The sequence below is a fragment of the Ruegeria sp. BB10 genome, from assembly GCF_056535725.1.
Genome location: NZ_JBQFIW010000001.1, coordinates 1,748,660 through 1,774,195, shown reverse-complemented (window position 1 = coordinate 1,774,195; position 25,536 = coordinate 1,748,660). Strand labels below are relative to the sequence as shown.

At 58.5% G+C, this 25,536-nt stretch carries 26 protein-coding genes; 18 read left to right on the top strand and 8 right to left on the bottom strand.

Annotated features, from left to right (window positions below; genetic code table 11):
* Positions 1–39: 39 nt before the first annotated feature.
* From topA to tldD, 3 genes are all read right to left on the bottom strand, one after another.
* The gene (gene topA / locus ACR3EP_RS09025; protein ID WP_480637403.1) at positions 40–2,658 is read right to left on the bottom strand and encodes a type I DNA topoisomerase; all 2,619 of its coding nucleotides are present in this window, start codon (positions 2,656–2,658) and stop codon (positions 40–42) included.
* A 161-nt stretch (positions 2,659–2,819) separates the two neighbouring features.
* The gene (gene dprA, locus ACR3EP_RS09020; RefSeq protein ID WP_480637401.1) at positions 2,820–3,947 is read right to left on the bottom strand and encodes a DNA-processing protein DprA; all 1,128 of its coding nucleotides are present in this window, start codon (positions 3,945–3,947) and stop codon (positions 2,820–2,822) included.
* A gap of 228 nt (positions 3,948–4,175) precedes the next feature.
* Complete coding sequence (gene tldD / locus ACR3EP_RS09015) at positions 4,176–5,597, bottom strand: metalloprotease TldD (RefSeq protein ID WP_480637400.1); 1,422 nt, start codon at positions 5,595–5,597, stop codon at positions 4,176–4,178.
* A gap of 176 nt (positions 5,598–5,773) precedes the next feature.
* Here tldD and coxB point away from each other — a divergent pair, with 176 nt between their 5' ends.
* The 11 genes from coxB (at position 5,774) to ACR3EP_RS08960 (ending at position 15,741) form a co-directional block, all read left to right on the top strand.
* Positions 5,774–6,685: a cytochrome c oxidase subunit II gene (gene coxB / locus ACR3EP_RS09010; protein WP_480637398.1), complete on the top strand. Its 912-nt coding sequence runs from the start codon at positions 5,774–5,776 to the stop codon at positions 6,683–6,685.
* A 76-nt stretch (positions 6,686–6,761) separates the two neighbouring features.
* Positions 6,762–7,718, top strand: a complete 957-nt coding sequence (gene cyoE, locus ACR3EP_RS09005) for a heme o synthase (protein ID WP_170351429.1) — start codon at positions 6,762–6,764, stop codon at positions 7,716–7,718.
* On the top strand, positions 7,715–7,876 hold the full coding sequence (locus ACR3EP_RS09000) for a hypothetical protein (protein WP_170351427.1): 162 nt from the start codon (positions 7,715–7,717) through the stop codon (positions 7,874–7,876). The genes cyoE and ACR3EP_RS09000 overlap by 4 nt, the downstream gene beginning before the upstream one ends.
* The gene (locus ACR3EP_RS08995; protein ID WP_170351425.1) at positions 7,876–8,451 is read left to right on the top strand and encodes a cytochrome c oxidase assembly protein; all 576 of its coding nucleotides are present in this window, start codon (positions 7,876–7,878) and stop codon (positions 8,449–8,451) included. Before ACR3EP_RS09000 ends, ACR3EP_RS08995 begins: the two co-directional genes overlap by 1 nt.
* Positions 8,452–8,473: 22 nt before the next feature.
* Entirely contained in the window at positions 8,474–9,289 is an 816-nt protein-coding gene (locus tag ACR3EP_RS08990) for a cytochrome c oxidase subunit 3 (protein ID WP_170351424.1), read from the top strand.
* A gap of 169 nt (positions 9,290–9,458) precedes the next feature.
* Complete coding sequence (locus ACR3EP_RS08985; protein ID WP_170414291.1) at positions 9,459–10,136, top strand: SURF1 family protein; 678 nt, start codon at positions 9,459–9,461, stop codon at positions 10,134–10,136.
* Positions 10,133–11,521: a threonine synthase gene (gene thrC / locus ACR3EP_RS08980; protein ID WP_480637397.1), complete on the top strand. Its 1,389-nt coding sequence runs from the start codon at positions 10,133–10,135 to the stop codon at positions 11,519–11,521. The genes ACR3EP_RS08985 and thrC overlap by 4 nt, the downstream gene beginning before the upstream one ends.
* Positions 11,518–12,780 carry a M16 family metallopeptidase gene (locus tag ACR3EP_RS08975; protein WP_480637396.1) on the top strand — a complete coding sequence of 421 codons (1,263 nt, stop codon included), beginning with the start codon at positions 11,518–11,520 and terminating at the stop codon, positions 12,778–12,780. The genes thrC and ACR3EP_RS08975 overlap by 4 nt, the downstream gene beginning before the upstream one ends.
* Positions 12,780–13,364 carry a GNAT family N-acetyltransferase gene (locus ACR3EP_RS08970; protein WP_170351416.1) on the top strand — a complete coding sequence of 195 codons (585 nt, stop codon included), beginning with the start codon at positions 12,780–12,782 and terminating at the stop codon, positions 13,362–13,364. Before ACR3EP_RS08975 ends, ACR3EP_RS08970 begins: the two co-directional genes overlap by 1 nt.
* Positions 13,365–13,465: 101 nt before the next feature.
* Complete coding sequence (locus ACR3EP_RS08965) at positions 13,466–14,284, top strand: MBL fold metallo-hydrolase (protein WP_480637394.1); 819 nt, start codon at positions 13,466–13,468, stop codon at positions 14,282–14,284.
* A gap of 38 nt (positions 14,285–14,322) precedes the next feature.
* The gene (locus ACR3EP_RS08960; RefSeq protein WP_480637393.1) at positions 14,323–15,741 is read left to right on the top strand and encodes an FAD-binding oxidoreductase; all 1,419 of its coding nucleotides are present in this window, start codon (positions 14,323–14,325) and stop codon (positions 15,739–15,741) included.
* 52 nt (positions 15,742–15,793) lie between these two features.
* On the opposite strand, the gene ACR3EP_RS08955 is transcribed toward ACR3EP_RS08960, so the two are convergent.
* Entirely contained in the window at positions 15,794–16,333 is a 540-nt protein-coding gene (locus ACR3EP_RS08955) for an adenine phosphoribosyltransferase (protein WP_170351410.1), read from the bottom strand.
* A gap of 308 nt (positions 16,334–16,641) precedes the next feature.
* Here ACR3EP_RS08955 and ACR3EP_RS08950 point away from each other — a divergent pair, with 308 nt between their 5' ends.
* A complete protein-coding gene (locus ACR3EP_RS08950) occupies positions 16,642–16,806 on the top strand; it encodes a hypothetical protein (RefSeq protein WP_170351409.1) in 165 nt (54 codons plus the stop codon).
* A gap of 4 nt (positions 16,807–16,810) precedes the next feature.
* Here ACR3EP_RS08950 and ACR3EP_RS08945 read toward each other — a convergent pair whose 3' ends face one another.
* The gene (locus tag ACR3EP_RS08945; protein ID WP_480637391.1) at positions 16,811–17,440 is read right to left on the bottom strand and encodes a LysE family translocator; all 630 of its coding nucleotides are present in this window, start codon (positions 17,438–17,440) and stop codon (positions 16,811–16,813) included.
* A 51-nt stretch (positions 17,441–17,491) separates the two neighbouring features.
* Positions 17,492–18,508, bottom strand: coding sequence for a DUF418 domain-containing protein (locus tag ACR3EP_RS08940; protein WP_480637390.1), 1,017 nt, complete (start codon positions 18,506–18,508; stop codon positions 17,492–17,494).
* Between the two features lie 227 nt (positions 18,509–18,735).
* Here ACR3EP_RS08940 and ACR3EP_RS08935 point away from each other — a divergent pair, with 227 nt between their 5' ends.
* Positions 18,736–19,599, top strand: coding sequence for an alpha/beta hydrolase (locus ACR3EP_RS08935; RefSeq protein WP_480637388.1), 864 nt, complete (start codon positions 18,736–18,738; stop codon positions 19,597–19,599).
* A gap of 6 nt (positions 19,600–19,605) precedes the next feature.
* Here the strand turns inward: ACR3EP_RS08935 and ACR3EP_RS08930 are convergent, their stop codons facing one another.
* A complete protein-coding gene (locus ACR3EP_RS08930) occupies positions 19,606–20,478 on the bottom strand; it encodes an S-methyl-5'-thioadenosine phosphorylase (protein ID WP_170398917.1) in 873 nt (290 codons plus the stop codon).
* A gap of 206 nt (positions 20,479–20,684) precedes the next feature.
* Between ACR3EP_RS08930 and ACR3EP_RS08925 the strand changes: the two genes are divergently transcribed.
* Positions 20,685–22,319 carry a SulP family inorganic anion transporter gene (locus ACR3EP_RS08925; protein WP_170351401.1) on the top strand — a complete coding sequence of 545 codons (1,635 nt, stop codon included), beginning with the start codon at positions 20,685–20,687 and terminating at the stop codon, positions 22,317–22,319.
* A gap of 135 nt (positions 22,320–22,454) precedes the next feature.
* On the opposite strand, the gene ACR3EP_RS08920 is transcribed toward ACR3EP_RS08925, so the two are convergent.
* Entirely contained in the window at positions 22,455–23,060 is a 606-nt protein-coding gene (locus ACR3EP_RS08920) for a flavin reductase family protein (RefSeq protein WP_170414317.1), read from the bottom strand.
* 72 nt (positions 23,061–23,132) lie between these two features.
* On the opposite strand from ACR3EP_RS08920, the gene ACR3EP_RS08915 reads away from it, so the two are divergent.
* From ACR3EP_RS08915 to ACR3EP_RS08900, 4 genes are all read left to right on the top strand, one after another.
* The gene (locus ACR3EP_RS08915; protein WP_170362527.1) at positions 23,133–23,627 is read left to right on the top strand and encodes a GNAT family N-acetyltransferase; all 495 of its coding nucleotides are present in this window, start codon (positions 23,133–23,135) and stop codon (positions 23,625–23,627) included.
* A gap of 53 nt (positions 23,628–23,680) precedes the next feature.
* On the top strand, positions 23,681–24,424 hold the full coding sequence (locus ACR3EP_RS08910; protein WP_170379120.1) for an EcsC family protein: 744 nt from the start codon (positions 23,681–23,683) through the stop codon (positions 24,422–24,424).
* Positions 24,425–24,543: 119 nt separating this feature from the next.
* Positions 24,544–25,008, top strand: a complete 465-nt coding sequence (locus tag ACR3EP_RS08905) for an NUDIX hydrolase (RefSeq protein ID WP_170351393.1) — start codon at positions 24,544–24,546, stop codon at positions 25,006–25,008.
* A gap of 71 nt (positions 25,009–25,079) precedes the next feature.
* Positions 25,080–25,535: a DUF1178 family protein gene (locus tag ACR3EP_RS08900; protein ID WP_170351392.1), complete on the top strand. Its 456-nt coding sequence runs from the start codon at positions 25,080–25,082 to the stop codon at positions 25,533–25,535.
* The last annotated feature ends 1 nt before the right edge of the window (position 25,536 follow it).

The window sequence follows — 25,536 nt, the reverse complement described above, 5'->3', positions numbered from 1 at the left end:
CGAATCCAAGGGGGTGGTGGTATTTCTACCTAGCCACCCTTAGGTGGCTGCCTTCTTGGTCGTTTTCTTGGCTGCCGCTTTTTTCTTGGGTGCGGCCTTTTTCTTGGTACCCTTCTTGGCAGCCCGCTCATTGACCAGCTCAATGGCCATTTCCTGCGTCACGTCTTCGGGCTTGATATCCTTGGGAATGGTGGCATTGACCTTTTCCCACTTCACGTATGGCCCATACCGCCCATCAAGAACCTGCATTGCGCCGCCATCGGGGTGCTCGCCCAGTTCTTTGAGCGGTTTGGCAGCGGCCCTGCGTCCGCGCCCCGGATTGGCGCGCTTCTCGGCCAGCATTTCAACTGCGCGGTTCATACCGATCTCGAACACATCGTTGGGGTCTTTGAGGTTGGCATAGACCGGTTTTGCTTCCTCGGGCAATTGGTGCATCAGATACGGTCCAAACCGCCCAAAATTCGAGCTGATCATACCGCCCTCGGGGTGTTCGCCGATCTGGCGGGGCAGGGACAGCAACGTCAGCGCCTTGTCCAGATCCACGTCATCCTTGCTCCACCCGCGGGGCAGGGACGCGCGCGGCGGCTTCTTGTTCTCGGGCGTGGGTTCGCCGCGCTGAACGTAAGGACCGAACCGGCCGGATTTCAGCCAAATCTCATCGCCCGCATCCTCACCCAGCAGACGTTCGTCGCCTTCAGCCCCTTCGCCCGCGATGGGACGGGTATAGGTGCATTCGGGATAGTTGCCGCAACCCACAAACCCGCCCGTGCGCGAGGTCTTCAGGTGCAGTTGTCCCACGCCGCATTTCGGGCAGATACGCGGATCAGACCCATCCTCGCGCGGGGGGTACAATTGCGGCGCCAATGCCTCGTCCAACTTGTCCAACACCTCGGAAATACGCAATTCCGATGTCTCGCCAATGGCGGCTGAGAAATCACGCCAGAACTTGCCCAGCAGTTCTTTATAGTCGCGGCCACCGGCGCTGACATCATCCAGCTGTTCCTCCAGATTGGCTGTGAACTCATAGCCCACATATTGTCGAAAGAAGTTCAGCAGAAAGATCGTAACGATCCGGCCTTTTTCTTCGGGCATCAGACGGTTCTTGTCCTTGCGTACATACTCCCGGTCCTGAATCGTGGTCACGATCGAGGCATAGGTTGAGGGGCGCCCGATCCCCAGCTCTTCCATCCGCTTGACCAAGGTGGCCTCGGTATAGCGCGGCGGCGGCTGGGTGTGGTGTTGCAGGGCCAGAACGGATTCGTTGTCGGACAGGATGGCGGCCTTGTCCTCAGCCTTGGCGCACTGATCTTTCAGCGATGTCTTGGCAAACGGTGCTGGATCACCCTGCATGATCTGCGGCAAGCGCTTCTCGTCGTCATCGGCCACATCATCGCGGCCTTCTTCATACACGCGCATGAAGCCGTCAAACAGCACCACCTGACCGGTGGCACGCAGGCCAACCTGGCCATCGGCGCTGCCTACCTCAACTGTAGTTCGCTCCAATCGCGCAGCAGCCATCTGACAGGCGATGGTGCGTTTCCAGATCAAGTCATACAGCTTGCGCTGATCCTCATCCGTCACCTTCAGTGCCTTGGCATCCCGCGCCATGTCCGTTGGGCGGATACACTCGTGCGCTTCCTGTGCGTTCTTGGCCTTGTTCTTATACATACGTGGGCTGTCCGGCACATATTCCGCGCCATACCGGTCGGCAATTGTATCGCGGGTGGCGGCCACGGCTTCGGGCGCCATATCGATACCATCGGTCCGCATATAAGTGATGTAACCCGCCTCATACAGCCGCTGCGCCACCTGCATGGCATGGCGGGCACCCATGCCAAATTTGCGGCTGGCCTCTTGTTGCAGGGTCGAGGTCATGAACGGTGCGCTGGGGTTGCGCGCGGCGGGCTTGGCTTCGACCGAAGTAACGCTGAGCGCGCGGCTGGTGACCGCCTGAACCGCCAGTTCCGCCTGAGTGGCATTGGCCAAGTCGTGCTTGTCCAGCTTTTTGCCCGCCAGAGTGACCAAGCGTGCCTCATAGGTCTGACCGCGTGGCGTTTCAAACAGGGCACGTACCGACCAGTATTCGACAGGTTTGAATGCTTCGATCTCCATCTCGCGCTCGACGATCAGGCGCAGACAGACCGATTGCACACGTCCTGCCGATTTCGCGCCGGGCAGTTTACGCCACAAAACCGGAGACAGGTTGAACCCGACCAGATAGTCCAGCGCGCGGCGGGCCAGATACGCCTCGACCAACGGCATGTCGACCTCACGCGGGTTCTGCATCGCCTCGGTCACCGCGTCTTTGGTGATGGCGTTGAAGGTCACGCGGCTGACGGGTGTATCCTTTTTGATCGAACGGCGCTTGGTCAGCGCCTCTTGCAAGTGCCAGCTGATCGCCTCACCCTCACGATCGGGGTCAGTGGCAAGGATCAGGGCATTGTCTTCCTTCAGCGCGTCGGCGATGGCTTTGACATGTTTACGGCTGTCGTTGCCGACCTCCCATTTCATCTCAAATTCATGCTCGGGGTCGACGGAACCGTCCTTGGGGGGCAGGTCGCGAACATGACCATAAGATGCCAGGACAGTGTAATCAGGGCCAAGGTATTTGTTGATTGTTTTGGCTTTGGCCGGGGATTCTACAACAACAACAGGCATTTAAGGGGAAACCTCGCTCGACGGATTGGGCGCCTTCTATGATCGTGCAAGATGTGTAGGGCAAGAGCGAATTGTCAATGCGTTCCTTTAAATACGTGAATTTTACGGCGATTTCAGCGCGATAGCCTTCAAAAAATCAGCGCGGGGCGTGAGACGCTTGCTCAGGCCGTTAGTGACAGCAACCCACCGGGCTGACGTTGGATGCGCCCGTCCAATTCCAGATCAACCAGCGCCGGACCAATCTCGCCTGCCGTGGCTGCGATGTCGCGGATCAACTGGTCCTCGGCGATGGGCGAAGGACCAAGCCGAGCCAGAATTTCGCGATGAAGGGCGGCACCCGAGGCGGCGGGTTCGGGTGTCATTTCGGGAACTGGGGTCTCGAATAATTCGGCCTGTTGCTTTGGCAAGGCTTCGATAACGTCTTCGGCGGACCGCACCAGAGTGGCCCCGTCGCGGATCAGCAGATTGCAACCGGCGGCGCGGGCATCGAAAGGATGGCCGGGTACTGCCAGAACCTCGCGCCCTTGATCCAGCGCGTCGCGTGCGGTGATCAGGCTGCCGGATTTTGCTGCCGCTTCAACCACCACAACAGCCTGTGCCAGGCCCGAGATAATGCGGTTACGACGGGGAAAGTGCCGGGCTTGCGGTGTCACGCCCATGGGCTGTTCCGACAGGCGCAGGCCAGATTGGGCGATGTCCCTTGCCAGATCGGTGTTTTCCGCAGGATAAATCACATCCACGCCGCCGGCCATGACCGCCACCGTGCCAGTATTCAGCGCCGCCAAATGCGCCGAGGTGTCAATCCCGCGGGCCAGGCCCGAGACCACGACATATCCCTGTTTTCCGAGGTCGATTGCCAGGCCACGCGCCATCCGCGCCCCTAAAGACGAGCAATTGCGCGCACCGACCATCGCAATCGTGGGCTTGCGCAACACGGATACGTCGCCAATGGCCCAAAGCATCGGTGGGGCATCGGACAAATCGTTCAGGGCAGTGGGGAAATCAGCGGACCCAAGGCACAATAGCCGCGCGTTTGCGGCTTTTGCGGCCTTGAGTTCCGCCTCAATCATGCCAGGCGGGCAAATTTCATACCCTTTGATTCCGGCGGCACGTGCCATTTCAGGCAGCGCGGCCAGCGCGTTCTGCGCTGAGCCATGTTCGCGCAGCAGCCGACGAAACGTCGCCGGGCCGACCTTGCGCGAGCGCAACAGACGAAGCCAGGAAAACCGGTCCTCTTCCGTGGTGGGTGGGAGTGTGGGGTGATAGGAAGAAAGCTGCTCTTCGGTCATCCGTTGCTCCGCCTGATTGCAGAACTGGTTTACGACTGAGGGGGTTAACAGCTTGTAAATCTTGTCAAATTCTTCAGAAGATTTCCCAGAATTGATGGCGCGCTCGGTGTAACTATCAGATAATAAACAGGAAAATAAAATGCCTGCCCGATGGAAGTTCTCAGGCAGGCATCAATATTGATTGATCGTCCACACGTGGCGTTAACCTTGTCGGTGACCGATTCTGTGTCAGGCAGCAGATCCGCCGACGGTCAGGCCGTCCATCAGAACGGTTGGCTGGCCGACACCTACCGGCACCCATTGGCCGTCTTTTCCACAGGTGCCCATACCCGGATCAAGCGCCATATCATTGCCCAATCCCCGGATGCGGTTCAGGGCGGAGGGTCCGTCGCCGATCAGGGTTGCACCCTTGACCGGGGCACCAATCTTGCCGTTTTCAACGCGGTACGCCTCGGTGCAGGAAAACACGAACTTGCCGTTGGTGATATCCACCTGCCCACCACCAAAGCCCACGGCCCAGATACCGTCTTTGATATCGGCCACAAGCGAAGCAGGATCGGCGTTGCCGCCCAACATCACCGTATTGGTCATTCGTGGCATGGGCTTGTGCGCATAGCTTTGCCGCCGCCCGTTTCCGGTGGGCGCAACATTCATCAGACGCGCATTCTGACGGTCCTGCATATAACCAGTCAAAACGCCATCCTCGATCAGCACTGTCCGCGAACTGGGCGTGCCTTCGTCATCTACAGTGATTGATCCGCGTCGGTCGGCGATCGTGCCGTCATCCACGACGGTGACGCCTTTTGACGCGATCTGCTGTCCCATCAGGCCCGCGAAGGCCGAACTACCCTTGCGGTTAAAGTCACCTTCAAGCCCATGTCCGATGGCCTCGTGCAGCAAGATACCGGGCCAGCCGGGGCCCAGGGCCACCTCCATCACGCCCGCCGGGGCAGGGATGGCGTCCAGATTGACCAAGGCGATCCGCAGCGCCTCGCGTGCTTTGTCCTGCCAGTCTGCCGGGTCGATGAGGCCATCCAGACCAACGCGTCCGCCACCCCCGGCCGAGCCGCTTTCACGGCGGCCGTTCTGTTCAACAATGACCGAGATGTTCAGGCGGGTCATCGGACGCACATCGCGCACCAGAACCCCGTCGGGGCGCAGGATCTCGACCTCTTGCACAGCGGCGGCGATCGTGGCGCTGACTTGCACGACGCGAGGATCGAGGTCGCGGGAAAAGGCGTCGATTTCGCGCAGAGTTTCAATTTTCACCGGGAAACTTGCCGATTCGATCGGGTCCTCGTCCGTATAAAGCCGCGTGTTGGTTGCGCGGGGCGCCTCGTCCAAGGTGCCACCACCATCGCCTACCGCCAGACGCGCGGTTTCGGCGGCGCGCTTCAATGCCGGGATCGAAACGTCGGTAGAATGCGCATATCCCGCCACCTCACCTTGCACCGCGCGCAGGCCGAATCCTTCGGAGGCGTCATAGGACGCCGTCTTCAAACGCCCGTCGTCAAAGACCAGAGACTCGGATTTTCGCCGCTCGACAAACAGCTCGCCATCCACGGCCCCGGCGGTAGCCGACTGCAAAACTGCAAGCGCTTCGTCCTGCGGAAGAACGCTTTCAAACGGGCGAAACGGGTCGTTGGGCATCGGTTGGGACCTTTCGAGTTTGATCCAGATCAAAAATAGCGTCTGTTTGACGCAAGCATTTTGCTTTATCTACCCGCCGGAATATGGTTTTTAACGCGGCCAAAGACAACGGGAGAGGTGCGACTGATTCACACCTTTTCGCCAGAGAAGCTAAGATCAGACGATCAGGACAGAAAATGAAGAACGCTTTGATGCTTTCCGGGCTTGCAACAGCCCTCTCCAGCCTTCCCGCCATGGCTCAGGAGCTTGAGATTATTGGCAAGCCGGTTGCCGGCGGTGTAAATTTCCAGCCTGCAGCTACAGACCTTGCCGTGGGGATTCACAGACTGGACGCGATGATTCTGGTGATCATCACCGTCATCTGTCTGTTGGTCGCGGGCCTACTGGTCTACTGCATCATGCGTTACAATCAGCGCGCAAACCCGACACCGGCGCGATTCTCGCACTATACCCCGGTTGAAATTGCTTGGACCCTGGGGCCGATCCTGGTTCTGGTCTTTATCGGTGCGTTCTCACTTCCGGTTCTGTTCAAACAGCAGGAAATTCCCGAAGGTGACGTGGTAATCAAGGTGGTGGGCAACCAGTGGTACTGGACCTACGAATATGTTGATCACGATTTTGCGTTCGACAGCTATCTGCTGGGTCACCCCGCAACTCTGGATGAAGGTGCCCGCCCGGCGGATGCCGACGTAACGCCGTTCGTTCTGGATGATGCGATGCGCTCTAAGCTGGCCGATTCCGGTTACAGCGATGATGAGTGGCTGCTGGCCACCGATACGGCCGTTGTTGTGCCGGTCGGTAAGATCATCGTCATGCAGGTGACTGCGTCGGACGTGATCCACTCTTGGACCATCCCGTCCTTTGGCGTGAAGCAGGACGGCGTACCGGGTCGTCTGGCCGAGCTGTGGTTCCAGGCTGACAAGGAAGGCATCTATTTCGGTCAGTGTTCCGAACTGTGCGGAAAGGACCACGCTTACATGCCGATCACCGTCAAGGTTGTCAGCGAAGAAGCCTATGAGCAATGGCTGCAAGGCGCTTTGGAAGAGTACGCAGGTCAACCTGCGGCCTATCAGGTTGCCTCGAACTGATCCGGGCATTGGCCGGATGAATACATGATGCAGGCTGTGCGGTGATCGCGCAGCTTTCGCCCCAAAAGGACCCGACATGAGCGACGCAAGCTTCAATGCCAGCACCGTGACCGCGCAGACCCGCGCGGACGAGGCCAGCTTTGGCGACTATTTCGCCCTGCTGAAGCCGCGGGTCATGTCGTTGGTGGTGTTCACGGCGCTTGTCGGTCTGCTGGCGGCACCTGTGCCGGTCCATCCCTTTGTCGGCTTCTGCGCCATCTTGTTCATTGCCATCGGTGGTGGTGCCTCGGGTGCGCTGAACATGTGGTGGGACGCTGACATTGACAAGGTGATGAAGCGCACCAAAGGCCGTCCGATTCCGTCCGGCAAGGTTGATGCTGGCGAGGCCATGGCCATTGGGCTGGCGCTGTCTGGCCTGTCGGTGATCATGCTGGGTCTGGCAACGAACTGGTTTGCCGGAGCCTTCCTGGGTTTCACCATCTTTTTCTATGTCGTGGTCTACACGATGTGGCTAAAGCGTTCGACGCCGCAGAACATCGTGATCGGTGGTGCGGCAGGGGCTTTCCCTCCGGTAATCGGTTGGGTCGCGGCCACGGGGTCGATGACGCTTGAGCCGTGGTTGATGTTTGCCTTGACCTTCATGTGGACTCCACCGCATTTCTGGGCTCTGGCGCTGTTCATGCGCTCGGATTACGACGATGCGGGTGTGCCGATGCTGACCGTGACACACGGCCGCCGCGCGACGCGCTGGCACATTCTTGTTTACACCGTACTGCTGGCGCTGCTGGCGGTTGGCACGTCCTTCTCGGGCATCGGTGGCCCGATCTATCTGACCGTTGCTGTTGTGATGAACGCCCTGTTCCTGCGCGGAGCGTGGCAGATCTCGCGTCGCACCGAGGATGACTCAGAGGCAGATAACTTCAAGGTCGAGCGCTCATTCTTTAAGCTGTCGCTGCTCTACCTGTTCCTGCACTTCGGCGCGATTCTGGCTGAGGCGTTGTTGAAACCCTATGGATTGGGAGGTTGGTCATGAGTCTGCGCAAAAGCCATGAACTGCACCAGCGCCGGTTCAACCGCAATCTGGGGGTGGGTCTGACGCTGGCTGCCTTCATTGTGATCATCTTTGGGCTAACGATCGTAAAAGTCTCGGGCACTGGCCTGGGTCAGCCGACACAAGAGGTTCAGAACTGATGGCCTTGTCCGGTCCGCAAAAAACAGTGATGCAGACGGTCAGTGTGGTCGTGCTGATGGGCGGTTTGGCCTGGGCGGCGGTGCCGTTTTACGACTGGTTCTGCCGGGTCACTGGTTTTGGCGGTACGGTTGGTGTGGCCGAAACCGCGCCCGAGGATATTCTGGACCGCAAGGTCACTGTCCGCTTTGACGCCTCGAAAGCCAAAGGCATGGCGTGGGAGTTCAAACCGGTCGAGCGTGAGATGGAAGTGCGCATCGGTGAGACCGGATTGGCCTTTTACGAAGCCCACAACCCGACCGACCGTCCGATTGCCGGGCAGGCGTCTTACAACGTCGCGCCGTATTCGGCCGGTGGGTATTTTCAGAAAATCGCCTGTTTCTGTTTTGAAGAGCAGGTGCTGCAACCCGGTGAGCGGGTGCAGATGCCGGTAACCTTCTTCGTCGACCCGGAAATCGTCGAGGATCTGGAAGCCAAGTATGTGCATACGATTACTCTGTCGTATACATTCTACGAAATAGACCTGCCCGAGGGCTACGCAGCCCTGGATGAGCAGGCAGATACAAATACGAACTAACGCCTGTAGGTGAGGGACGCTGATGGCACACGCAAAAAACCATGATTATCACATTCTGGCCCCGTCGATCTGGCCGCTGATCGGCGCGATCGGTGGCTTTGTGATGCTGTTCGGGGCCGTCCTTTGGATGCACGGTGTTACACCGTTTGTGTTCTGGGCCGGTCTGGTGGCCGTTCTTTACACCATGTTCGCCTGGTGGTCCGAGGTTGTGGCCGAAAGCCGCGCCGGTGATCACACACCGGTGGTACGCATCGGTCTGCGTTATGGTTTCATCCTGTTCGTGATGTCCGAGGTGATGTTCTTCTTCGCCTGGTTCTGGTCGTTCTTCAAACACCGCATGTATCCGATGTACGACTATGCTGGCACCGAGTACATCCAGCCGGATATTCACGCGGTTGACCCCTTCCACCTGCCGCTGATCAACACGCTGGTTCTGCTGCTGTCGGGCTGTGCGATCACCTGGGCGCACCACGCGCTGGTGCATGACAATGACCGCAAGGCGCTGATCAACGGTCTGGCTATCGGTATCGTACTGGGTATCGCATTTACCGCCCTGCAGGGCTTTGAATATTATGAATTGCTGGCGCACGAAGGCTGGAAATTCGGCGACGATCAGTTCTATTCGAACTTCTTCATGGCCACCGGGTTCCACGGTTTCCACGTGATCATCGGTACCATCTTCCTATCGGTCTGCCTGATCCGGGCGCTACGCGGTGACTTTACCCCTGAAAAACACGTCGGGTTTGAAGCGGCAGCCTGGTACTGGCACTTTGTGGATGTCGTCTGGCTGTTCCTGTTCTTCGCCGTCTACATTTGGGGTCAGGCCCCGCTGATTTAACGCCGGTCAGGCGATCCAATTGCAAAAGCCGCCCCAAGGGGCGGCTTTTTCTCTATCCGAGGTGCAAGATTGCGCCCGATACAATTGCGTGGTTGCAATCTTGCACGTGGCACCCTTAACAAGGCGCCGGTTCAACCCGAGCCTTTAGGTAACGAAATCTGGTCCCGATATGCGCCGCATCCTGTTCCTGCTGATATTTGGTATTGCCGGTTTGGCGATCCTGTTGTCTCTGGGCTTCTGGCAGATGCAGCGACTGACATGGAAACAGGGTGTTCTGTCCGAGATTGATACTCGCATCACGGCAGCACCGGTTGCCTTACCCGACAGCGTTTCTCCTGAGGATGACAAGTACTTGCCGGTAACGATTTCTGGTGAGATGGAGCCCGGGGAAATCCATGTTCTGGTTTCGGTCAAACTTGTTGGCGCAGGTTACCGCATTATTCAGCGGTTCAGCACTGAAGACCGAACAATTCTTGTAGACCGGGGGTTTGTTCCGACCACTGCCAAGCAGGCTGAACGGCAGGTGGGTCAGATGGAGGTAACGGGTAATCTGCATTGGCCCGATGAGGTCGACGGGTACACACCCGAACCGGACATGGAAAGCAATATCTGGTTTGCCCGCGACGTGCCCAATCTGGCCGCTGCTTTGGGGGCTGAACCGGTGCTTCTTATCGCCCGTTCACAAACTGACCCGGGCGTGACGCCCCTGCCTGTCGACACTGCGGGTATTCCCAATGACCACCTGCAATATGCAATCACATGGTTTGGTCTGGCTCTGGTCTGGGCCGCGATGACCGGTTATTTCCTGTGGCGCAATCGCGCCCCTTCTGAAAGTGAAGAGCAATGAAATACATCTCGACCCGTGGCCAAGCGCCTGAACTGACCTTTGAAGAGGCGATGCTGACCGGGCTGGCCCGCGATGGTGGCCTGTACCTGCCTGCCGAAATTCCGGTGATGAACCAGGAAGAGATCGCAGCATTGGCAGGGTTGCCCTATGAGGAAATCGCGTTCAGCGTGATGTGGCCCTATGTCAGCGGGTCCTTTGCCGAGGATGAGTTCAAGGCGATCATCGCCCGCGCCTATGAAGGCTTTGGTCATGATGCCCGTGCGCCACTGAAGCAGCTGAACGAAAACCACTTCCTACTGGAGTTGTTCCACGGTCCGACACTGGCGTTCAAAGACTTTGCCATGCAACTGATCGGGCAACTGTTCCAGGTAGCCCTGAAGCGGCGCGGTGAACGTGTGACCATCGTGGGCGCAACCAGCGGCGATACGGGCTCGGCCGCGATTGAGGCGTTCCGGGGGCTGGATGCTGTGGACGTGTTCATTCTGTTCCCCCATGGTCGTGTGTCCGAGGTGCAACGCCGCCAGATGACCACGCCGGCAGACAGCAATGTGCATGCATTGGCCGTTGATGGCGACTTTGACGATTGTCAGGCTGCCGTAAAGGACATGTTCAACGATTTCGAATTTCGCGATGGGGTGAAACTGGCGGGTGTGAACTCGATCAACTTTGCCCGCGTGTTGGCGCAGGTGGTCTACTATTTCTCGGCTGCGGCCAGCCTGGGGGCACCGCATCGCAAGGTCAGCTTCACCGTGCCTACCGGCAATTTCGGTGACATCTTTGCCGGTTATATCGCCAAGTGCATGGGGCTGCCCATTGATCGGTTGGTTGTGGCCACAAATCAGAACGACATTCTGCATCGCTGCCTTTCGGGGCAGGGGTACTTCAAGGGCGACACCATTCCTTCGATCAGCCCGTCGATGGATATTCAGGTCAGCTCGAACTTTGAACGTGCGCTGTACTATGCCTATGGCGAGGATGGCAGCGCTGTATCGCAGTTGATGGATGAGCTGAAGAATGGCGGCTTCAACGTCAGTCAGGGCGCGATGGAAGCACTGCGCGAGAATTTCGACTCGGGCCGGGTGTCCGAGGATGAAACACTGGCCACCATCAAATCCACATTGGCCCACAGCGCCGAGCTGGTTTGCCCGCACACCGCGGTCGGTATCAAGGTCGCCGAAGATCACCGTGTGGCTGACGTTCCTATGATCACTTTGGCTACTGCGCACCCAGCAAAATTCCCGGCGGCGGTTGAGAAGGCGAGTGACGTACATCCGCCTCTTCCCTCTCGCATGTCTGATCTGTATGAACGTCCGGAACGGGTGACCCGCATCGCCAATGATCTGGGTGCCATTGAGGATCATATCAAAAGGCATATTGCTGAGTGACTGTCAGACAAGACCAACTGAAGAACGGCTTTCGTATCGTCAGTGAACATATGCCGGGGCTGCAATCGGCGGCCATCGGCATTTGGGTAACCGCCGGTGGGCGGCATGAACGGATCGAGCAGAACGGTATTGCCCATTTCCTTGAACATATGGCGTTCAAGGGAACTGAGCGCAGGTCTGCGCTGCAGATCGCCGAAGCGATCGAGGATGTGGGCGGGTATATCAACGCCTATACCTCGCGCGAGGTAACGGCCTTTTACGCACGCGTTCTGAAAGACGATGTGGCGCTGGCGATGGACGTGATTGGTGACATCGTTCTGAACCCTGTCTTTGACCCGCGCGAGATCGAGGTCGAGCGCGGCGTGATCCTGCAAGAGATCGGCCAGGCTTATGACACGCCGGACGACGTGATTTTCGACTGGCTGCAAGAGCAGAGCTATCACGATCAACCACTGGGACGCACCATTCTGGGCCCAACTGAGCGGGTCAGCGCGTTTTCGCGCGAGGACCTGTCGGGTTTTGTCGCCGAGCATTATGGCCCCGAGCAGATGATCCTGTCTGCCGCGGGTGCTGTGGATCACGATGCGCTGATGAAAATGGCCGAAGAGATGTTTGGCCATCTGCAACCGCGCAAAGGGCTGGTTCCTGAAACGGCCCGCTTCACCGGTGGCGAAGCGCGACAAGAGAAAGAGCTGGAACAAGCCCATTTCGCACTCGCGCTGGAAAGCCCCGGTTACCGCGACGATGAGATCTATACGGCACAGATTTACTCCACCGCTTTGGGTGGCGGCATGTCCTCGCGCCTGTTTCAGGAGGTGCGCGAGACACGTGGCCTTTGCTACACAATCTTTGCGCAGACCGGGGCCTATGCCGATACCGGCACAACAACGATCTACGCAGGCACCTCGGCGGATCAGGTCGCAGAGCTGGCCACGATTACCATCGATGAGATGAAGCGTGCCGCCGAAGACATGAGCGCCGAAGAGGTTGCCCGCGCCCGCGCGCAGATGAAAGCCGGGATGCTGATGGGGCTGGAAAGCCCATCAAACCGAGCGGAACGTCTGGCGCGTCTGGTTCAGATTTGGGACCGGGTGCCGTCGCTTGAGGATACGGTCGCCAAGATCGATGCAGTCAGCACCGGGGATGTTCGTGCGTTTGCAGAAAAGATGGCGCTTCAGGCGCCGGCGGCCTTGGCGCTCTACGGTCCAGTTTCCGCCGCGCCCACGCTGGTAGAATTGCAGGAGAGGCGTGCGGCGTGATGCTGTTGGGCAGACGCAAGCTGAAACTCGAGACCGAGCGCCTAAGCCTGCGCCCGCCCGTTCACTCTGATTTCAACGATTGGGCGGCGCTACGGCGAGCGTCCCAAGAATTCCTTACCCCGTGGGAGCCGATCTGGGCTAAGGATCATCTGACGCGCAAATCTTTCACCAATCGCGTCTACTGGGCGCAGCGTTCAGTGGCCAGTGGCACAGCGATTCCTTTGTTTCTATTCCGTCGATCCGATGATGTGCTTCTGGGGGCGATCACGCTGGACAACGTGCGCCGCGGCCCGGCGCAGGCCGGTACGCTGGGATATTGGACCGGTCAAACCTTTGCCCGCAACGGGTATATGCGCGAGGCGATAGGCGCGATTGTCCACTATGCCTTCACCCGCTTGGATCTGAGCCGGATCGAGGCCGCGTGCCTGCCCGAAAACAAGCCCTCGCGTGGGTTGCTGGAAAGCTCGGGCTTTAAATATGAGGGCGTGGCGCAGTCTTATCTGCAGATCAACGGGCGGTGGCGGACGCATGTCCTGTATGCCAGCCTGCGGTCGGATCGGCGCGGCAAGACGGACGCGGGGTAGAGGCTCTGCCCCCGGCGCGGCCAGCCGCGCCTCCCCCGAGATATTTTTGGCCAGATGAACAAGGGGCATGACTTGTTGGCGTTCTGCGCTACACTTGCCCCATGCGCTGGATTGTTGCGGTATTGATGGTGATCTCGGGCGGGGCTGTGGCGCAGGAGCGGCGGCCGAGCCATTGTATCGCCATCGCGGATGCCGCGCCGGGGATCGAGTATATTCACAAGGCGGCGTGGCAGGACCCGATCCCGGAATTTTCCGTGCGGATCAGCTATATCGCCCATGCCTCTTTCCTGATCCAGACGCAGGGCGGGTTGAACGCAGTGACGGATTTCACCGGCTTTATTGGTAGTGCCGATTTGATCCCGGATGTGGTCACCATGAACCATGCGCACAGTACTCATTGGACCGCTCATCCCGATCCTGCAATCCCGCATGTGTTGCCGGGGTGGGGCGAGTTTGGGCAGGGTATCGATCATTACCTTGATCTGGGCGAGATGCTGGTACGCAATGTCTCGACCGATATCCGATCTGCGTATGGCGGCGTGGAAGAGCGCGGCAATTCGATCTTTGTGTTCGAGGCGGAAGGGCTGTGCATCGGCCATCTGGGCCATTTGCACCATATACCATCCGATGAACAATTTGCGGCGTTGGGGCGACTGGATGTTGTTATGGCGGCGGTGGATGGGGGAACGACGATGCCTCTGCCCGAGATGATCTCGGTCCTTAAGCGGCTGAAAAGTTCCGTTATCATCCCGATGCACTGGTTCTCGGGCTTTTCTCTGGACCGGTTTTTGGTCGATGTCCGCAATGATTTTCCGGTTGAACGCAAGGGAGCAACCGAAATCACCGTGTCGCTGCGTACTCTGCCAAGTCAGCCAACAGTGGTCGTGCTGGAGCCGCAGTATCTGATCGAACTGGAATAGGGCTTGTCCGAGCGCGCTCGCTTGGGCAATGAGGTGGCATGACACTGAATCCTGCCGATGAGAACCTGGCCCGTTTGATCCGGGCTGATCTGGGTGAAGATATTTTGCGCCCGGTCACGGAACGCTATCTGGAAGAGCCACGGGGGCGTTTTACCGGACATGCCGGTTTGTTGGCCTTACCGAGAACGGTTGATGAAGTAGCAGCGCTGGTGCGATTGGCCTTGGATAAGCGGGTACCGGTGGTGCCTTACGGTGGTGGCACAGGGCTGGTAGGCGGACAGGTAATGCCGGACGGGCCAGCGCCCCTCTTGATCTCGTTAGAGAGGATGACCGCGATCCGGGCGGTTTACCCGACCGAGAACATTCTGATTGCCGAGGCAGGTGCCATTCTGGCTGATGTACAAACCGCCGCGGAAGAGGCGAACCGGTTATTCCCTCTGGCTCTTGCAGCGCAGGGATCGTGCCGGATCGGGGGCAACCTTGCCACCAATGCGGGTGGGGTCAACGTGTTGCGCTATGGCAATGCGCGCGACCTTTGTTTGGGGCTTGAGGCGGTTCTGCCCAGCGGTGAAATCTGGCACGGGCTCAGCCGGTTGCGCAAGGACAACACCGGCTATGATCTTCGTAACCTGCTGATAGGTGCGGAGGGTACATTGGGGATCATCACCGCCGCCTCGTTGAAGCTTTCTCCGCGGCCCGAAGCGGTCGGAACCGCGATGCTTCAGGTCGCTTCGCCCCAAGCGGCGATCGATTTACTATCATTGGCCCACGACCAACTGGGTGGAGCGGTCAGCACCTTTGAGCTGATCCACAAGCAGGGGCTGCAATTCCTGACCGAGGTTTTGCCAGATGTGCGCCAGCCATTTGAGACGCAGCCTGAATGGTGCGTTCTGATCGAACTTGGATTGTTTGCGGGGCACTCGCCCGCCGACGCGCTGGAAACGCTGTATATCGAAGCGGACAAAGCTGGCCTCGTCGGGGAGGCGGTTATTGCGCAAAGCGAGGCGCAGCGTATGGACCTATGGGCCGTGCGCGAGCGTATCCCCGAGGCCAACCGGCTGATCGGGTCGGTGTCCAGTCACGATATCTCGGTCCCGATATCCCGAATTCCCGAATTCATTCAACGCGGGGCCGAGGTCGTGGCCGCGCTTGGGTTGTTCCGCATCAACTGTTTTGGTCACGTTGGTGATGGCAATCTGCACTACAACGTGTTCCCGCCCTTGGGCCACAGCCGTTCGGAGTTTGATGACGAGAGACAGGCCGTCAAACACGCTGTGCATGATCTGGTGGAGGCCTTTGGTGGCTCGGTCAGTGCCGAGCATGGGGTAGGGCGTCTGAAAGCCGATGATCTTGAGCGCTATGGCGGCGCGACAAAGCTGTCTGCAATGCGTGCCATCAAAGCTGCGCTGGACCCGCAGGGGATCATGAATCCAGGTGCGGTTTTGAGGGCGGATTGATCGTACCGCTTTCCGCGCCTCGCCCTTGGAATGAATATTGAATGAAAGGCGCTTACAACCCTTCGAATTCGCACAGAACGTGCACATCCATACCCATGTCTTCCAACGCCTTGCGGCCGCCCAGTTCCGGCAGGTCGACAATGAACGAGCATGATACGATCTCACCCCCCAGCCGTTCAATCAGCTTGATCCCGGCAGCGGCGGTGCCGCCCGTTGCCAGCAGATCGTCGACGACAAGGATTTTCTCGCCCGGTTGAATGGCGTCATCGTGAATCTCGACGATGGCCTCACCATATTCCAGTTTGTAATCCTGGCTGATGGTGGTGCCGGGCAGTTTGCCCTTTTTGCGGATCGGCACGAAGCCGACACTCAGCTGATGGGCAATGGCACCGCCCAGTATGAAGCCGCGCGCCTCGAGGCCCACGACTTTGTCGATCTGCTCACCCGCGTAGGGGTGCAACATCTGGTCGATTGCCATACGAAAACCGCGCGGATCAGCAAAAAGTGTGGTGACGTCGCGAAACATGATCCCCTCATGCGGGAAATCGACGATGGTTCGGATGTAATCCTTGACCGACTTGTTTCTGGACATTGCCAATCCCTCTGACGTCAAAACACGCGGGCGTATTTGGCCCATTGGGGACAGCCTTGCAAGGAAAGATTATCGCTGACTTCCCGACAGGGAGCGGAATTGAGCTTTGATAATACGAAATAGCGATGCTGTGCGGTGGGTGACCACGATGGACGCGCCGGACTGGTAAATGGAATGCCTGAGTCGCGGGAAGGTTGATTGCCAAAACTCAGTTTTGTTGGTAGGTCGCCGGTACCTGAAATTGCTATGCATTGTATATGCAGTGTATCGCTTGTGGATTTAGGCATTGAACAGGGTGTGCGGGAAAGATGGACAGCAAGGTATCTGCCAAGAAAAACAGCCAGTTGGTCCTGCGCCTGGACAAGGATGAGCGGGACGCATTTGTTGAATTGTGCAGGGAACTGGATACATCAGCCGCACGCGAAATACGGCGTTTTATCCGTGGGTTCATGAAAGAACACGAAGCGAGCTGAACCCTCAGGCCGGGCGGCGCAGCACGGCGGTTGCAACCCCCATTCCAATCAAAGTCAGCCCTCCGAACTGGGTCATCGCAGTGATGACCCCGGCGCGTCCGATCATCCGGCGCAGCCGGTCAGCCAACAGCGCATAGGCCAGCGCGTTCAGCCAGGCCAGACCCACGAAAGTCGCGATCAGGATAGCGAATTGCGGGCCCAATGGGTCCGCCGGACGCAGGAATTGCGGTACGAAGGCGATGAAAAAGGCAATGGATTTCGGGTTCAGCGCCGTAACGGCGGCGGCATGGCCAAAGACACTGTGTGCGGTGACATTTCGCCCGGTCGCTGGCGCCTCTAACCCGCCCGAGGGCGCGCTACGCAGCAGCTTGATGCCCAGCCACACAAGATAGGCCGCGCCCACCCATTTCAGCACAGAAAACAAAGTGGCCGAGGCTAGCACCAGCGCCCCCAGCCCCAGTAGCGACGCGGTCATTGCAACCAGATCCCCCACCGCCACCCCTGTGGCCGAGGCCACGGCGACGCTGCGCCCTTTTGATAAGGCATAGCTAAGCACCAGCAACACAGTCGGGCCGGGGATAAGCAGCAAGGCGGTCGATGCGGCCACAAAAGCCAGCCAAAGTTCAAAAGACATGGGGTTACCCGTTTGGTTTCGCCCTCACCAAGCCCCGCCGCGACGGTGAGGTCAAGCCTTTCGTGGCTCGGTGACGCGACGCATCAATGCCTCAAGTGGGCCGCGCTTGAACCGGCGGAACCACAACAGGGCAAAACCCGAGGACAAAGCGCAGAACCCAAGCGCGTAAACCACGATCTGTGTTGGTTTGAGCGTGCCATTTAGCAAACCAAGCTCCTCCAGCAATCCCATCCCGATCAGGATATGCGCCACATATAGGGTCAGGCTCTGCCGTCCCGGAGCGGTCAGGGCAGAGCCAAGGCGCAGTTTTTCGATCTTCGGCCATAACTTCAGCAACAGTCCGATCACCACGCACGCCGATCCGGTGCTGGCCAGGATATAGAACGGCCCTGGCGGAATCGACGCAGTGCCTAGATAGGCAACCAATTCCGGTTCGGACACCAACCTTTGTGGAAACAGGGCCAACACAGCAGCGCCAAATCCCCACATGATCAGGCGGTGTTGAATGCAGATCGTGTGAAGCCTTGATCGCCCGATGGCCATGCCGATCAGCAGGAAAGCAGCCCAAGGTAAAACCGGGTGCCAACCGTTGAAAATTGCATTTCGTAAAAAGCCGGGCAGGGTCCAGAGGTCGGTATAGCTAAGCGTGGACCAATCCCAGCCCCGTTCATAGTCTATGATCAAGTTGGCCAAAACGGCCAGCGCAACAATTCCCAACGCCCCCAGCCACAACATACGTCCCGAGGCCGAAAGAAACGCCGCCCCCACCACAAAATACAATGCGTAGAAATGCAGAATGTCAGCGTCGAACACGGTCATGTTGATCAGGCCGAGAACGATCAGAAAGGCCGCGCGCCGCAGCAGCACACCAGCGGGGATGCTCGACAGACCCAATCCTACACCAGCCAGAATGACGAACAGTGCGGCGGCCCTCCCCTCCAATGCGTCGACAAAACCCGACGCCCAGTCTTGGCCCGACGCAACTTGCGCCGCGATGCGGAAGTTCACCAGCACCATGCCGCAGAAAGCAAAAAAGCGGGCGGCGTCCAGGGCTTCGAGTCGTTTCATGGTGCTCCTCTGTTTGGGGTGTACTGAAATGATTTTGTGGCACAAATGCGGTTCAGTGGCGTGTTTAAGATAAACAAATTGCGAGGATTAGGGCGACCTTGCCACCCCCAACGGTCACATTGTACCTGGGTTGAGTAAGTTAAAGATTGTGTGAAAGCGTGCGTACCGTCCTTGAAACACCGGTCTGGCTCTACAACCTAGGGCATATCAAAGGATCGGAGGCGAAGGTGACGCAGACACATCCCGACTATACAAAAGCGTTCAAGGACATGTCCCGCTCAAACGACGGGCGGTTGAAACGTGTGCTGATCCTTCTGGTCCTGATCAGCGTCGTGATTTACGCCGGGATTGTAGGGTACATGTACGCCAATCAGGATGAGCTGCTATACAAACCGTCCGGAGAATTGCCCGCCCCCAATGAGGTTGGGCTGGCCGATGTCGACGTGATCTCTCTGCCCATGGCCGACGGGGTTGTGCTGACGGCGTGGTCCGCGCCACCGGCCACTGAAGATGCGCCGACCGTTCTTTTTTTCCACGGTCAAAGCGGCAATCTGGGTGACCGGGCCGACCGGCTGCGGGAAATCCTGAACAGTGGTTTTGGCCTGCTCGCCCCCAGTTATCGCGGTTTTCCAGGCAGTGGCGGCGAGCCCTCGGAACTGGCGCTGATCTCAGATGGGGTTCACATGTTTGACCAACTGGAGTCTGAGGGTGCAGCCGTCGTCCTGCACGGTCAAAGCCTTGGCACCGGCGTGGCGGCCGCTGTCGCCCAACAGCGTCCGAATGCACAGTTACTGGTGCTAGAGGCCCCCTTCACCGCGACTGTGGATGTCGCGGCCGAGCGCTATCCGTTTCTGCCGGTTTCGGTCTTGATGAAGGATCAGTTCGCCACCCGAGACTTTATCGGCGATGTTACGGTGCCAACGCTGATCTTCCACGGAACCGAGGATGAAACCGTTCCGGTGCATCACGGCCAAGCGCTGGCGGCGATGTCGGGCGACACGGCCGAACTTCATGTCATCCCCAACGGCACCCACAACGACCTCTGGTCGTATGGCTTGTGGGACGAGGTGCAGCAGACCCTTGCGCAGTAGTGTGGTTTAAAGAATCCGGCCTGCGACCGCATCCAGCTTGGCCAGTAACGCCGGATCGCGTTTTTCGGGCGCAGTGAGGATCGCAAACTCCAATGCCCGATCGCAGCCATGCGGGCAGGGCGCGCGTTCAGCCCCCAACAGATCGGGCAGGCCCTTGACCAGCGCCCGGCCTTTTTCCGCATTCCCGGTTAGGGTGGCGATAATGGCGGTTACGTCGACCTCGCCGTGATCCGGGTGCCAGCTGTCATAGTCGGTCACCATGGCGATCGAGGCATAACAAAGTTCGGCCTCGCGGGCGAGTTTCGCCTCGGGCATGTTAGTCATGCCGATCACGTCACATCCCCAATGCTCGCGATACATCTTGGATTCGGCCAGGGATGAGAACTGCGGCCCCTCCATCGCCAGATAGGTGCCGCCGCGATGGATGGTGATACCTGCCGCCTTGCCTGCGCTCTCACAAGCGTCCGACAGGCGCGGGCAGGTGGGATGCGCCACGCTGACATGGGCGACGCAACCAGTGCCGAAAAAGCTTTTCTCGCGCGCAAATGTCCGGTCAATGAACTGGTCGACAATGACGAAATCCCCCGGCGCCATATGCTCGCGAAACGATCCGCAGGCGGAAACCGAGATCACGTCCGTAACCCCCAGCCGTTTCAGCGCATCGATATTGGCGCGATAGGGCACCTCGGTCGGTGAATGAACGTGGCCACGCCCGTGACGGGGCAGGAAGGCCATTTCGACCCCATTCAAAGCCCCCGTCAGAATCTGGTCCGAAGGTGCACCCCACGGCGTTTCAACCGTAACCCATTCCGCCTTTTCCAGCCCGTCGATATCGTAGATACCTGATCCGCCGATGATTGCGATTTTCGTCTGGGTCATGGCTGCGCTCCGAATGAAAAAACACGATGCAGACTGTCTGAGGGGCAGCGGAGGATTTGGCAAGTGGGTTCAACGGTTTGTGTTGGCTGAAGGCGCGGTATGCGTCTGTTGCATATCTGGGTCCCACCTGGCGCGGTATCTCCTGCGGGGATTGACCGCTAAAAGACCCCTTTCGCGCGAACCCAAAATACCAACAGGACCGTCCCATGCCCCGAGCCATGCTGGCAAGCTTTGCCAATCGTATAGCTAAACCCGATCTTCGTTGGGTGCCGGACGAAGGGCTGACTGCCTCGCGCCTGCGGATCGAACTGCTGTCCGGTCTGACTGTGGCGCTGGCGTTGGTGCCCGAAGCAGTGGCCTTTGCCTTTGTTGCCGGGGTGCATCCGCTGGTTGGTCTGTACGCGGCCTTTATGGTCGGTCTGATCACGGCGCTGATCGGTGGCCGTCCGGGCATGATTTCGGGCGCGACCGGGGCGTTGGCCGTTGTGATGGTGGCGCTGGTGGCCCAACACGGGGTTGAATACCTGTTCGCGACCGTGGTTTTGATGGGTATCCTGCAAGTGATCGCCGGGGCCATGCATTGGGGCCGGTTCATCCGGCTGGTGCCGCATCCGGTGATGCTGGGCTTTGTGAATGGTCTGGCTATCGTGATTTTTCTGGCGCAGTTGGGTCAGTTCAAAGTGCCTGGCACCATGGAAAACACCGGCCATGGCGTCGGTGGCGGCGAATGGCTTTCGGGTCTGCAGCTTTACACGATGCTGGGCCTGGTCGCACTGACCATGGCGGTGATCTGGGTCATGCCGCGTATCACGCGCATCATTCCTGCGCCGCTGGCCGGTATTTTTGTTGTTGCCGCGCTGGTGATTGGCTTTGGTTTGGACGTGCCTCGCGTCGGTGACCTGGCGTCTATCGAGGGAGGTTTGCCGCCGTTCCACATCCCGATGGTGCCGCTGACCTGGGAAACTTTTGAAATTATCCTGCCCTATGCCGTCATTCTGGCAGCAATCGGCCTGATCGAATCCCTGCTGACGTTGAACCTTGTTGGAGAGATCACCGGTAAGCGCGGCGGGGCTTCGCAGGAATGCATCGCGCAAGGCGTTGCCAACGTCGCCACCGGTTTCTTCGGTGGCATGGGCGGCTGCGCAATGATTGGTCAGTCGATGATTAACGTGAAGTCCGGTGGCCGGACCCGTATCGCCGGTATCGCGGCGGCGCTGTTCCTGCTGGTGTTCATCTTGTTTGCCTCACCGCTGATCGAGCAAATCCCGCTGGCCGCACTGGTCGGGGTGATGTTTATGGTGGTGATCGGTACATTCGCCTGGAACTCGTTCAAGATCATGCGCAAGGTGCCGTTGACGGACGCGTTCGTGATCGTTCTGGTGACTGTGGTGACGGTGATGGAAGACCTCGCGGTCGCGGTTGTGGTTGGTGTCATCGTCTCCGCGCTGGCCTATGCGTGGAACAACGCCAAGCGTATCCATGCCATCACGCGAGAATCGGAAACCGAAAAAGGCGCAAAAGTCTACGAAATCCAAGGGCCTCTGTTCTTTGGTTCCTCCGAGGGTTTTGTCGAGTTGTTCGATGTGCCAAGTGATCCTGACACAGTGATCGTGGATTTTGCCGAAAGCCGGGTTGTGGACCAGTCCGCGCTGCAGGCCATCGAAAACGTCGCGTCGAAATACGAGGCCGCAGGCAAACGCGTCATGCTGCGCCACCTCAGCCGCGATTGCCACAAGCTGCTGAACAAAGCAGGGCATCTGATGGTCGACAGCGATGATGACCCCGATTACCAACTGGCGGTGGATTATTCTGTTCGCACCGGCATTCTGGGCGGCCACTGAGTATTTTGCGAGGCTCTGCCTTGCGCTCCGAGGTATTTGCGACCAGATGAATACAGGATCCCCTGCTTCATCTGGCTGAAAATACCTCGGGGGAGGCGCCCAAAGGGCGGCGGGGGCCGCGCCCCCCTGTAATTCCTAATCGTCTGGGCGACTAAGCGAGAACAACTCGGTTACGACTGAATAGTCCCGATATCCAAGCCGGGCGAGCGGGTTGAAGGTCGTCACGTCGAATATTCCATCCCTCAAACAATCGTCTCGCAGGTGGACACCGGTTACTTCTCCGAAAACAACCCGATTTGCCTCGCCCGGCAGATCGACAATCTTGGTCAATTTGCATTCCAGAGCAGCCGGGACGCCCTCGACTCGAGCGCAGGGGATGGTTTCGCATTCAACCGGCGTCAGGCCAGCATGTTCGAATTCGTCGTGATGTTTGGGAAGGCCTGCGGAACTGGCGTTCATCGCATCGCGGTGTGCGTGTGCCACCACGTTCACGCAGAACACTCCGGTTGCTTCGATGTTCGAAACACTGTCCTTGCCACCGTCCTGATCGTGTTTGGTGCCCGTTGAAGCGAACATCACCTGTGGGGGCGTGTAGGCGACCCCGTTGAAGAAGGAATAAGGTGCCAGATTGTTGATCCCATCGGGGCTGCGGGTGGATATCCAACCGATCGGGCGGGGGGTAATGACAGCGTTGAATGGATTGTGCGGCAGACCGTGGCCGTCTTCGGGTCGATAGAACATCTCTACTCCAAGCGTTTGCCCAAGGCGTAGCGAAGTGCTAGGGCGAATGCCAGCAAGGAAAAGAGGGCTGAGGTGCAGCAGTTCGGGATCAGGCCGGAAGAGCCGGATGATTGGTGGGAGGTCGAAGCCCTCTATGACCTGTGTTTTGCGCCAGGGCGCGAGGCGCTGTCTTCGTATCGTCTGCGCGATGATGTGCCGCCGGTTTCAGGCTTGTCTTTGGTTGCGCGTGACGGGCAGGGCATTCTGGCTGGGGCTATTCGGTTCTGGCCGGTGCATGTGGGTGATCACGATGCCTTGCTGCTGGGGCCGGTAGCCGTACACCCGACCCATCAAGGCGAGGGCCTTGGGGGTTTTCTGATCCACGAAGGTATCGAAGCTGGCCGGGCGATGGGCTGGGATCGGGTCATGTTGGTTGGTGACGCACCCTATTATGCCCGGTTCGGGTTTTCCCGTCTGAATGGGGTTGAAATGCCCCCTCCGACCAACCCGGACCGAATTCTGGGGCTGGAATTATCCTCGGGTGTTTGGGACGGAGTGGATGGGCTTGTCACCCGTTGGACCCGCTGAACTATTGAAACCTTGGCTATAAACCCCGATGTCTAATGGGCAGGAGGGTATTTATGCAGGACGTGGTTCTTGTTGAAAAGCTGGATGCTGAGGCGGAACTGGACCGATTGGCGGGGTACTACCGAACGGCCGGAGGGCCGGGCGTCAAGCTGTTGAATAGCCTCGGAGGTTCGGCAGAATCCTTGTTGGAGCAATTGCCCGAACCGATCAGGCAGGGCCTGACGGGTGCGACGGAACAGGCCCTGTGGTTGGCAATGCATGCTGCCGAAGGGTCAAGACGGGCTGTGCCGGACCAGCATCCCTGGGTCAACACCGCGGTAACCACGGCCATGGGTGCAGCCGGAGGGTTGGGCGGAATGTCCACCGCATTGATGGAATTACCTGCGACGACCGCGATGCTGTTGCGTGCCATACAAGGGGCGGCTGCGCGCGAAGGGTTTGATCCGTCGGAAGATGGTGTGAAATTTGATTGCGTGCGTGTCCTGTCCGCCGCCGGGCCTTTGTCCAATGACGACGGTGCCGATCTGGGGTTCTTCTCGGTCAGGTTGACCTTGACAGGACCTGCCATGCAGAAATTGATCGCAGCGGTCGCTCCGCGGCTGTCAGTTGTGTTGGGGCAGAAATTGGCGGCGCAATCCGTGCCGGTATTGGGCGCCATTGCCGGAGGCGGCACCAACTATGTCTACACGCGGTATTACCAGCAGATTGCCCGCGTGCATTTCGGCCTGCGCCGTTTGGCGGTCGATGCCGATATTCCCCACGATGAACTGGTGCGCAAACTTGCCGCCCGAATGTGATTTTTCTTCAAAGGCTTGGAGAATTTCACCGCATATGGTATTGATGATTTGAGCGTCCGCTAAATAAACCAAAACAACGCGGGCAAACAGGCAAATATCCATATGAAAGGCGGCTCGGCGTGATTGACGCAAGGCTTTCGCCTCATGTTTCCAACATTGCCCGGCACCTGCCGGTGCTGCAGCAATCGGCGGCTTTGTGCTATCGTGTCGAGCAAGGGCAACCCGAAGTGCTGTTGATTACAACGCGCAAATCACGCCGTTGGATCATTCCCAAAGGGTGGCTGATTGACGGATTGACTGCGTCTCAGACCGCAGGCCAGGAGGCGTGGGAAGAGGCCGGCATTCGAGGAGAGTGCGACACGCAGGCAATGGGGCAGTTTTGCTATCGAAAACGTCATCAGAAAAAAGGCGCAGTATTGTGCGTCGTGGATGTCTTTCCGTTATTGGTGACATCGGTTGCTGCGTGTTTTCCCGAATTCAAACAGCGGCAGAGACAATGGTTTGTGCCGAAAAAAGCCGCAGTTCACGTCAATTTCCCCGAACTTGGGCAAATGTTTCAAAAACTTGAGCCAATCATGCGCTAAGATGCCTCTGGTAGGGCTTGATATTGCCATGTCTGTGGTTATCAATTCGACAACCGACATTTGGACGGATCATGATTCAATACGCATTGAAATGCAGCAACGGCCATACATTTGACAGTTGGTTCCAATCGGCCGCCGCTTACGACAAACTGGCATCCACGGGCATGGTGACTTGCGCTGTGTGTGGATGTGCGGATGTTGAAAAGGCTATCATGACCCCACGTGTCCGCCCGGCCCGCGAAGCCGTGGCAAAGACCATCGCCCCCATGCCCGAGGCGGAAACGATAGATGTGGCCGCCCCGGCGCCAGACATTGAAAAAGTGCTGGCCGAGTTGCGTCGCAAGGTCGAAGAGAACTCGGACTATGTGGGTAAGGATTTTGCCAGCGAAGCGCGCAAAATCCACCTTGGTGATGCGCCCGAGCGTGCGATCTATGGTGAGGCCAAGCCGGACGAAGCGCAGGCCCTGATCGACGATGGGGTTCCAGTGGCACCTTTGCCTTTTGTTCCCAGCAGAAAGACAAATTAAG

Excerpts from the sequence above, each read along its gene's own strand:
- topA (WP_480637403.1), bottom strand. The coding sequence starts at position 2,658 with ATGCCTGTTGTTGTTGTAGAATCCCCGGCCAAAGCCAAAACAATCAAC.
- dprA (WP_480637401.1), bottom strand. The coding sequence starts at position 3,947 with ATGACCGAAGAGCAGCTTTCTTCCTATCACCCCACACTCCCACCCACC.
- tldD (WP_480637400.1), bottom strand. The coding sequence starts at position 5,597 with ATGCCCAACGACCCGTTTCGCCCGTTTGAAAGCGTTCTTCCGCAGGAC.
- coxB (WP_480637398.1), top strand. The coding sequence starts at position 5,774 with ATGAAGAACGCTTTGATGCTTTCCGGGCTTGCAACAGCCCTCTCCAGC.
- cyoE (WP_170351429.1), top strand. The coding sequence starts at position 6,762 with ATGAGCGACGCAAGCTTCAATGCCAGCACCGTGACCGCGCAGACCCGC.
- ACR3EP_RS09000 (WP_170351427.1), top strand. The coding sequence starts at position 7,715 with ATGAGTCTGCGCAAAAGCCATGAACTGCACCAGCGCCGGTTCAACCGC.
- ACR3EP_RS08995 (WP_170351425.1), top strand. The coding sequence starts at position 7,876 with ATGGCCTTGTCCGGTCCGCAAAAAACAGTGATGCAGACGGTCAGTGTG.
- ACR3EP_RS08990 (WP_170351424.1), top strand. The coding sequence starts at position 8,474 with ATGGCACACGCAAAAAACCATGATTATCACATTCTGGCCCCGTCGATC.
- ACR3EP_RS08985 (WP_170414291.1), top strand. The coding sequence starts at position 9,459 with ATGCGCCGCATCCTGTTCCTGCTGATATTTGGTATTGCCGGTTTGGCG.
- thrC (WP_480637397.1), top strand. The coding sequence starts at position 10,133 with ATGAAATACATCTCGACCCGTGGCCAAGCGCCTGAACTGACCTTTGAA.
- ACR3EP_RS08970 (WP_170351416.1), top strand. The coding sequence starts at position 12,780 with ATGCTGTTGGGCAGACGCAAGCTGAAACTCGAGACCGAGCGCCTAAGC.
- ACR3EP_RS08965 (WP_480637394.1), top strand. The coding sequence starts at position 13,466 with ATGCGCTGGATTGTTGCGGTATTGATGGTGATCTCGGGCGGGGCTGTG.
- ACR3EP_RS08960 (WP_480637393.1), top strand. The coding sequence starts at position 14,323 with ATGACACTGAATCCTGCCGATGAGAACCTGGCCCGTTTGATCCGGGCT.
- ACR3EP_RS08955 (WP_170351410.1), bottom strand. The coding sequence starts at position 16,333 with ATGTCCAGAAACAAGTCGGTCAAGGATTACATCCGAACCATCGTCGAT.
- ACR3EP_RS08950 (WP_170351409.1), top strand. The coding sequence starts at position 16,642 with ATGGACAGCAAGGTATCTGCCAAGAAAAACAGCCAGTTGGTCCTGCGC.
- ACR3EP_RS08945 (WP_480637391.1), bottom strand. The coding sequence starts at position 17,440 with ATGTCTTTTGAACTTTGGCTGGCTTTTGTGGCCGCATCGACCGCCTTG.
- ACR3EP_RS08940 (WP_480637390.1), bottom strand. The coding sequence starts at position 18,508 with ATGAAACGACTCGAAGCCCTGGACGCCGCCCGCTTTTTTGCTTTCTGC.
- ACR3EP_RS08930 (WP_170398917.1), bottom strand. The coding sequence starts at position 20,478 with ATGACCCAGACGAAAATCGCAATCATCGGCGGATCAGGTATCTACGAT.
- ACR3EP_RS08925 (WP_170351401.1), top strand. The coding sequence starts at position 20,685 with ATGCCCCGAGCCATGCTGGCAAGCTTTGCCAATCGTATAGCTAAACCC.
- ACR3EP_RS08920 (WP_170414317.1), bottom strand. The coding sequence starts at position 23,060 with ATGTTCTATCGACCCGAAGACGGCCACGGTCTGCCGCACAATCCATTC.
- ACR3EP_RS08910 (WP_170379120.1), top strand. The coding sequence starts at position 23,681 with ATGCAGGACGTGGTTCTTGTTGAAAAGCTGGATGCTGAGGCGGAACTG.
- ACR3EP_RS08900 (WP_170351392.1), top strand. The coding sequence starts at position 25,080 with ATGATTCAATACGCATTGAAATGCAGCAACGGCCATACATTTGACAGT.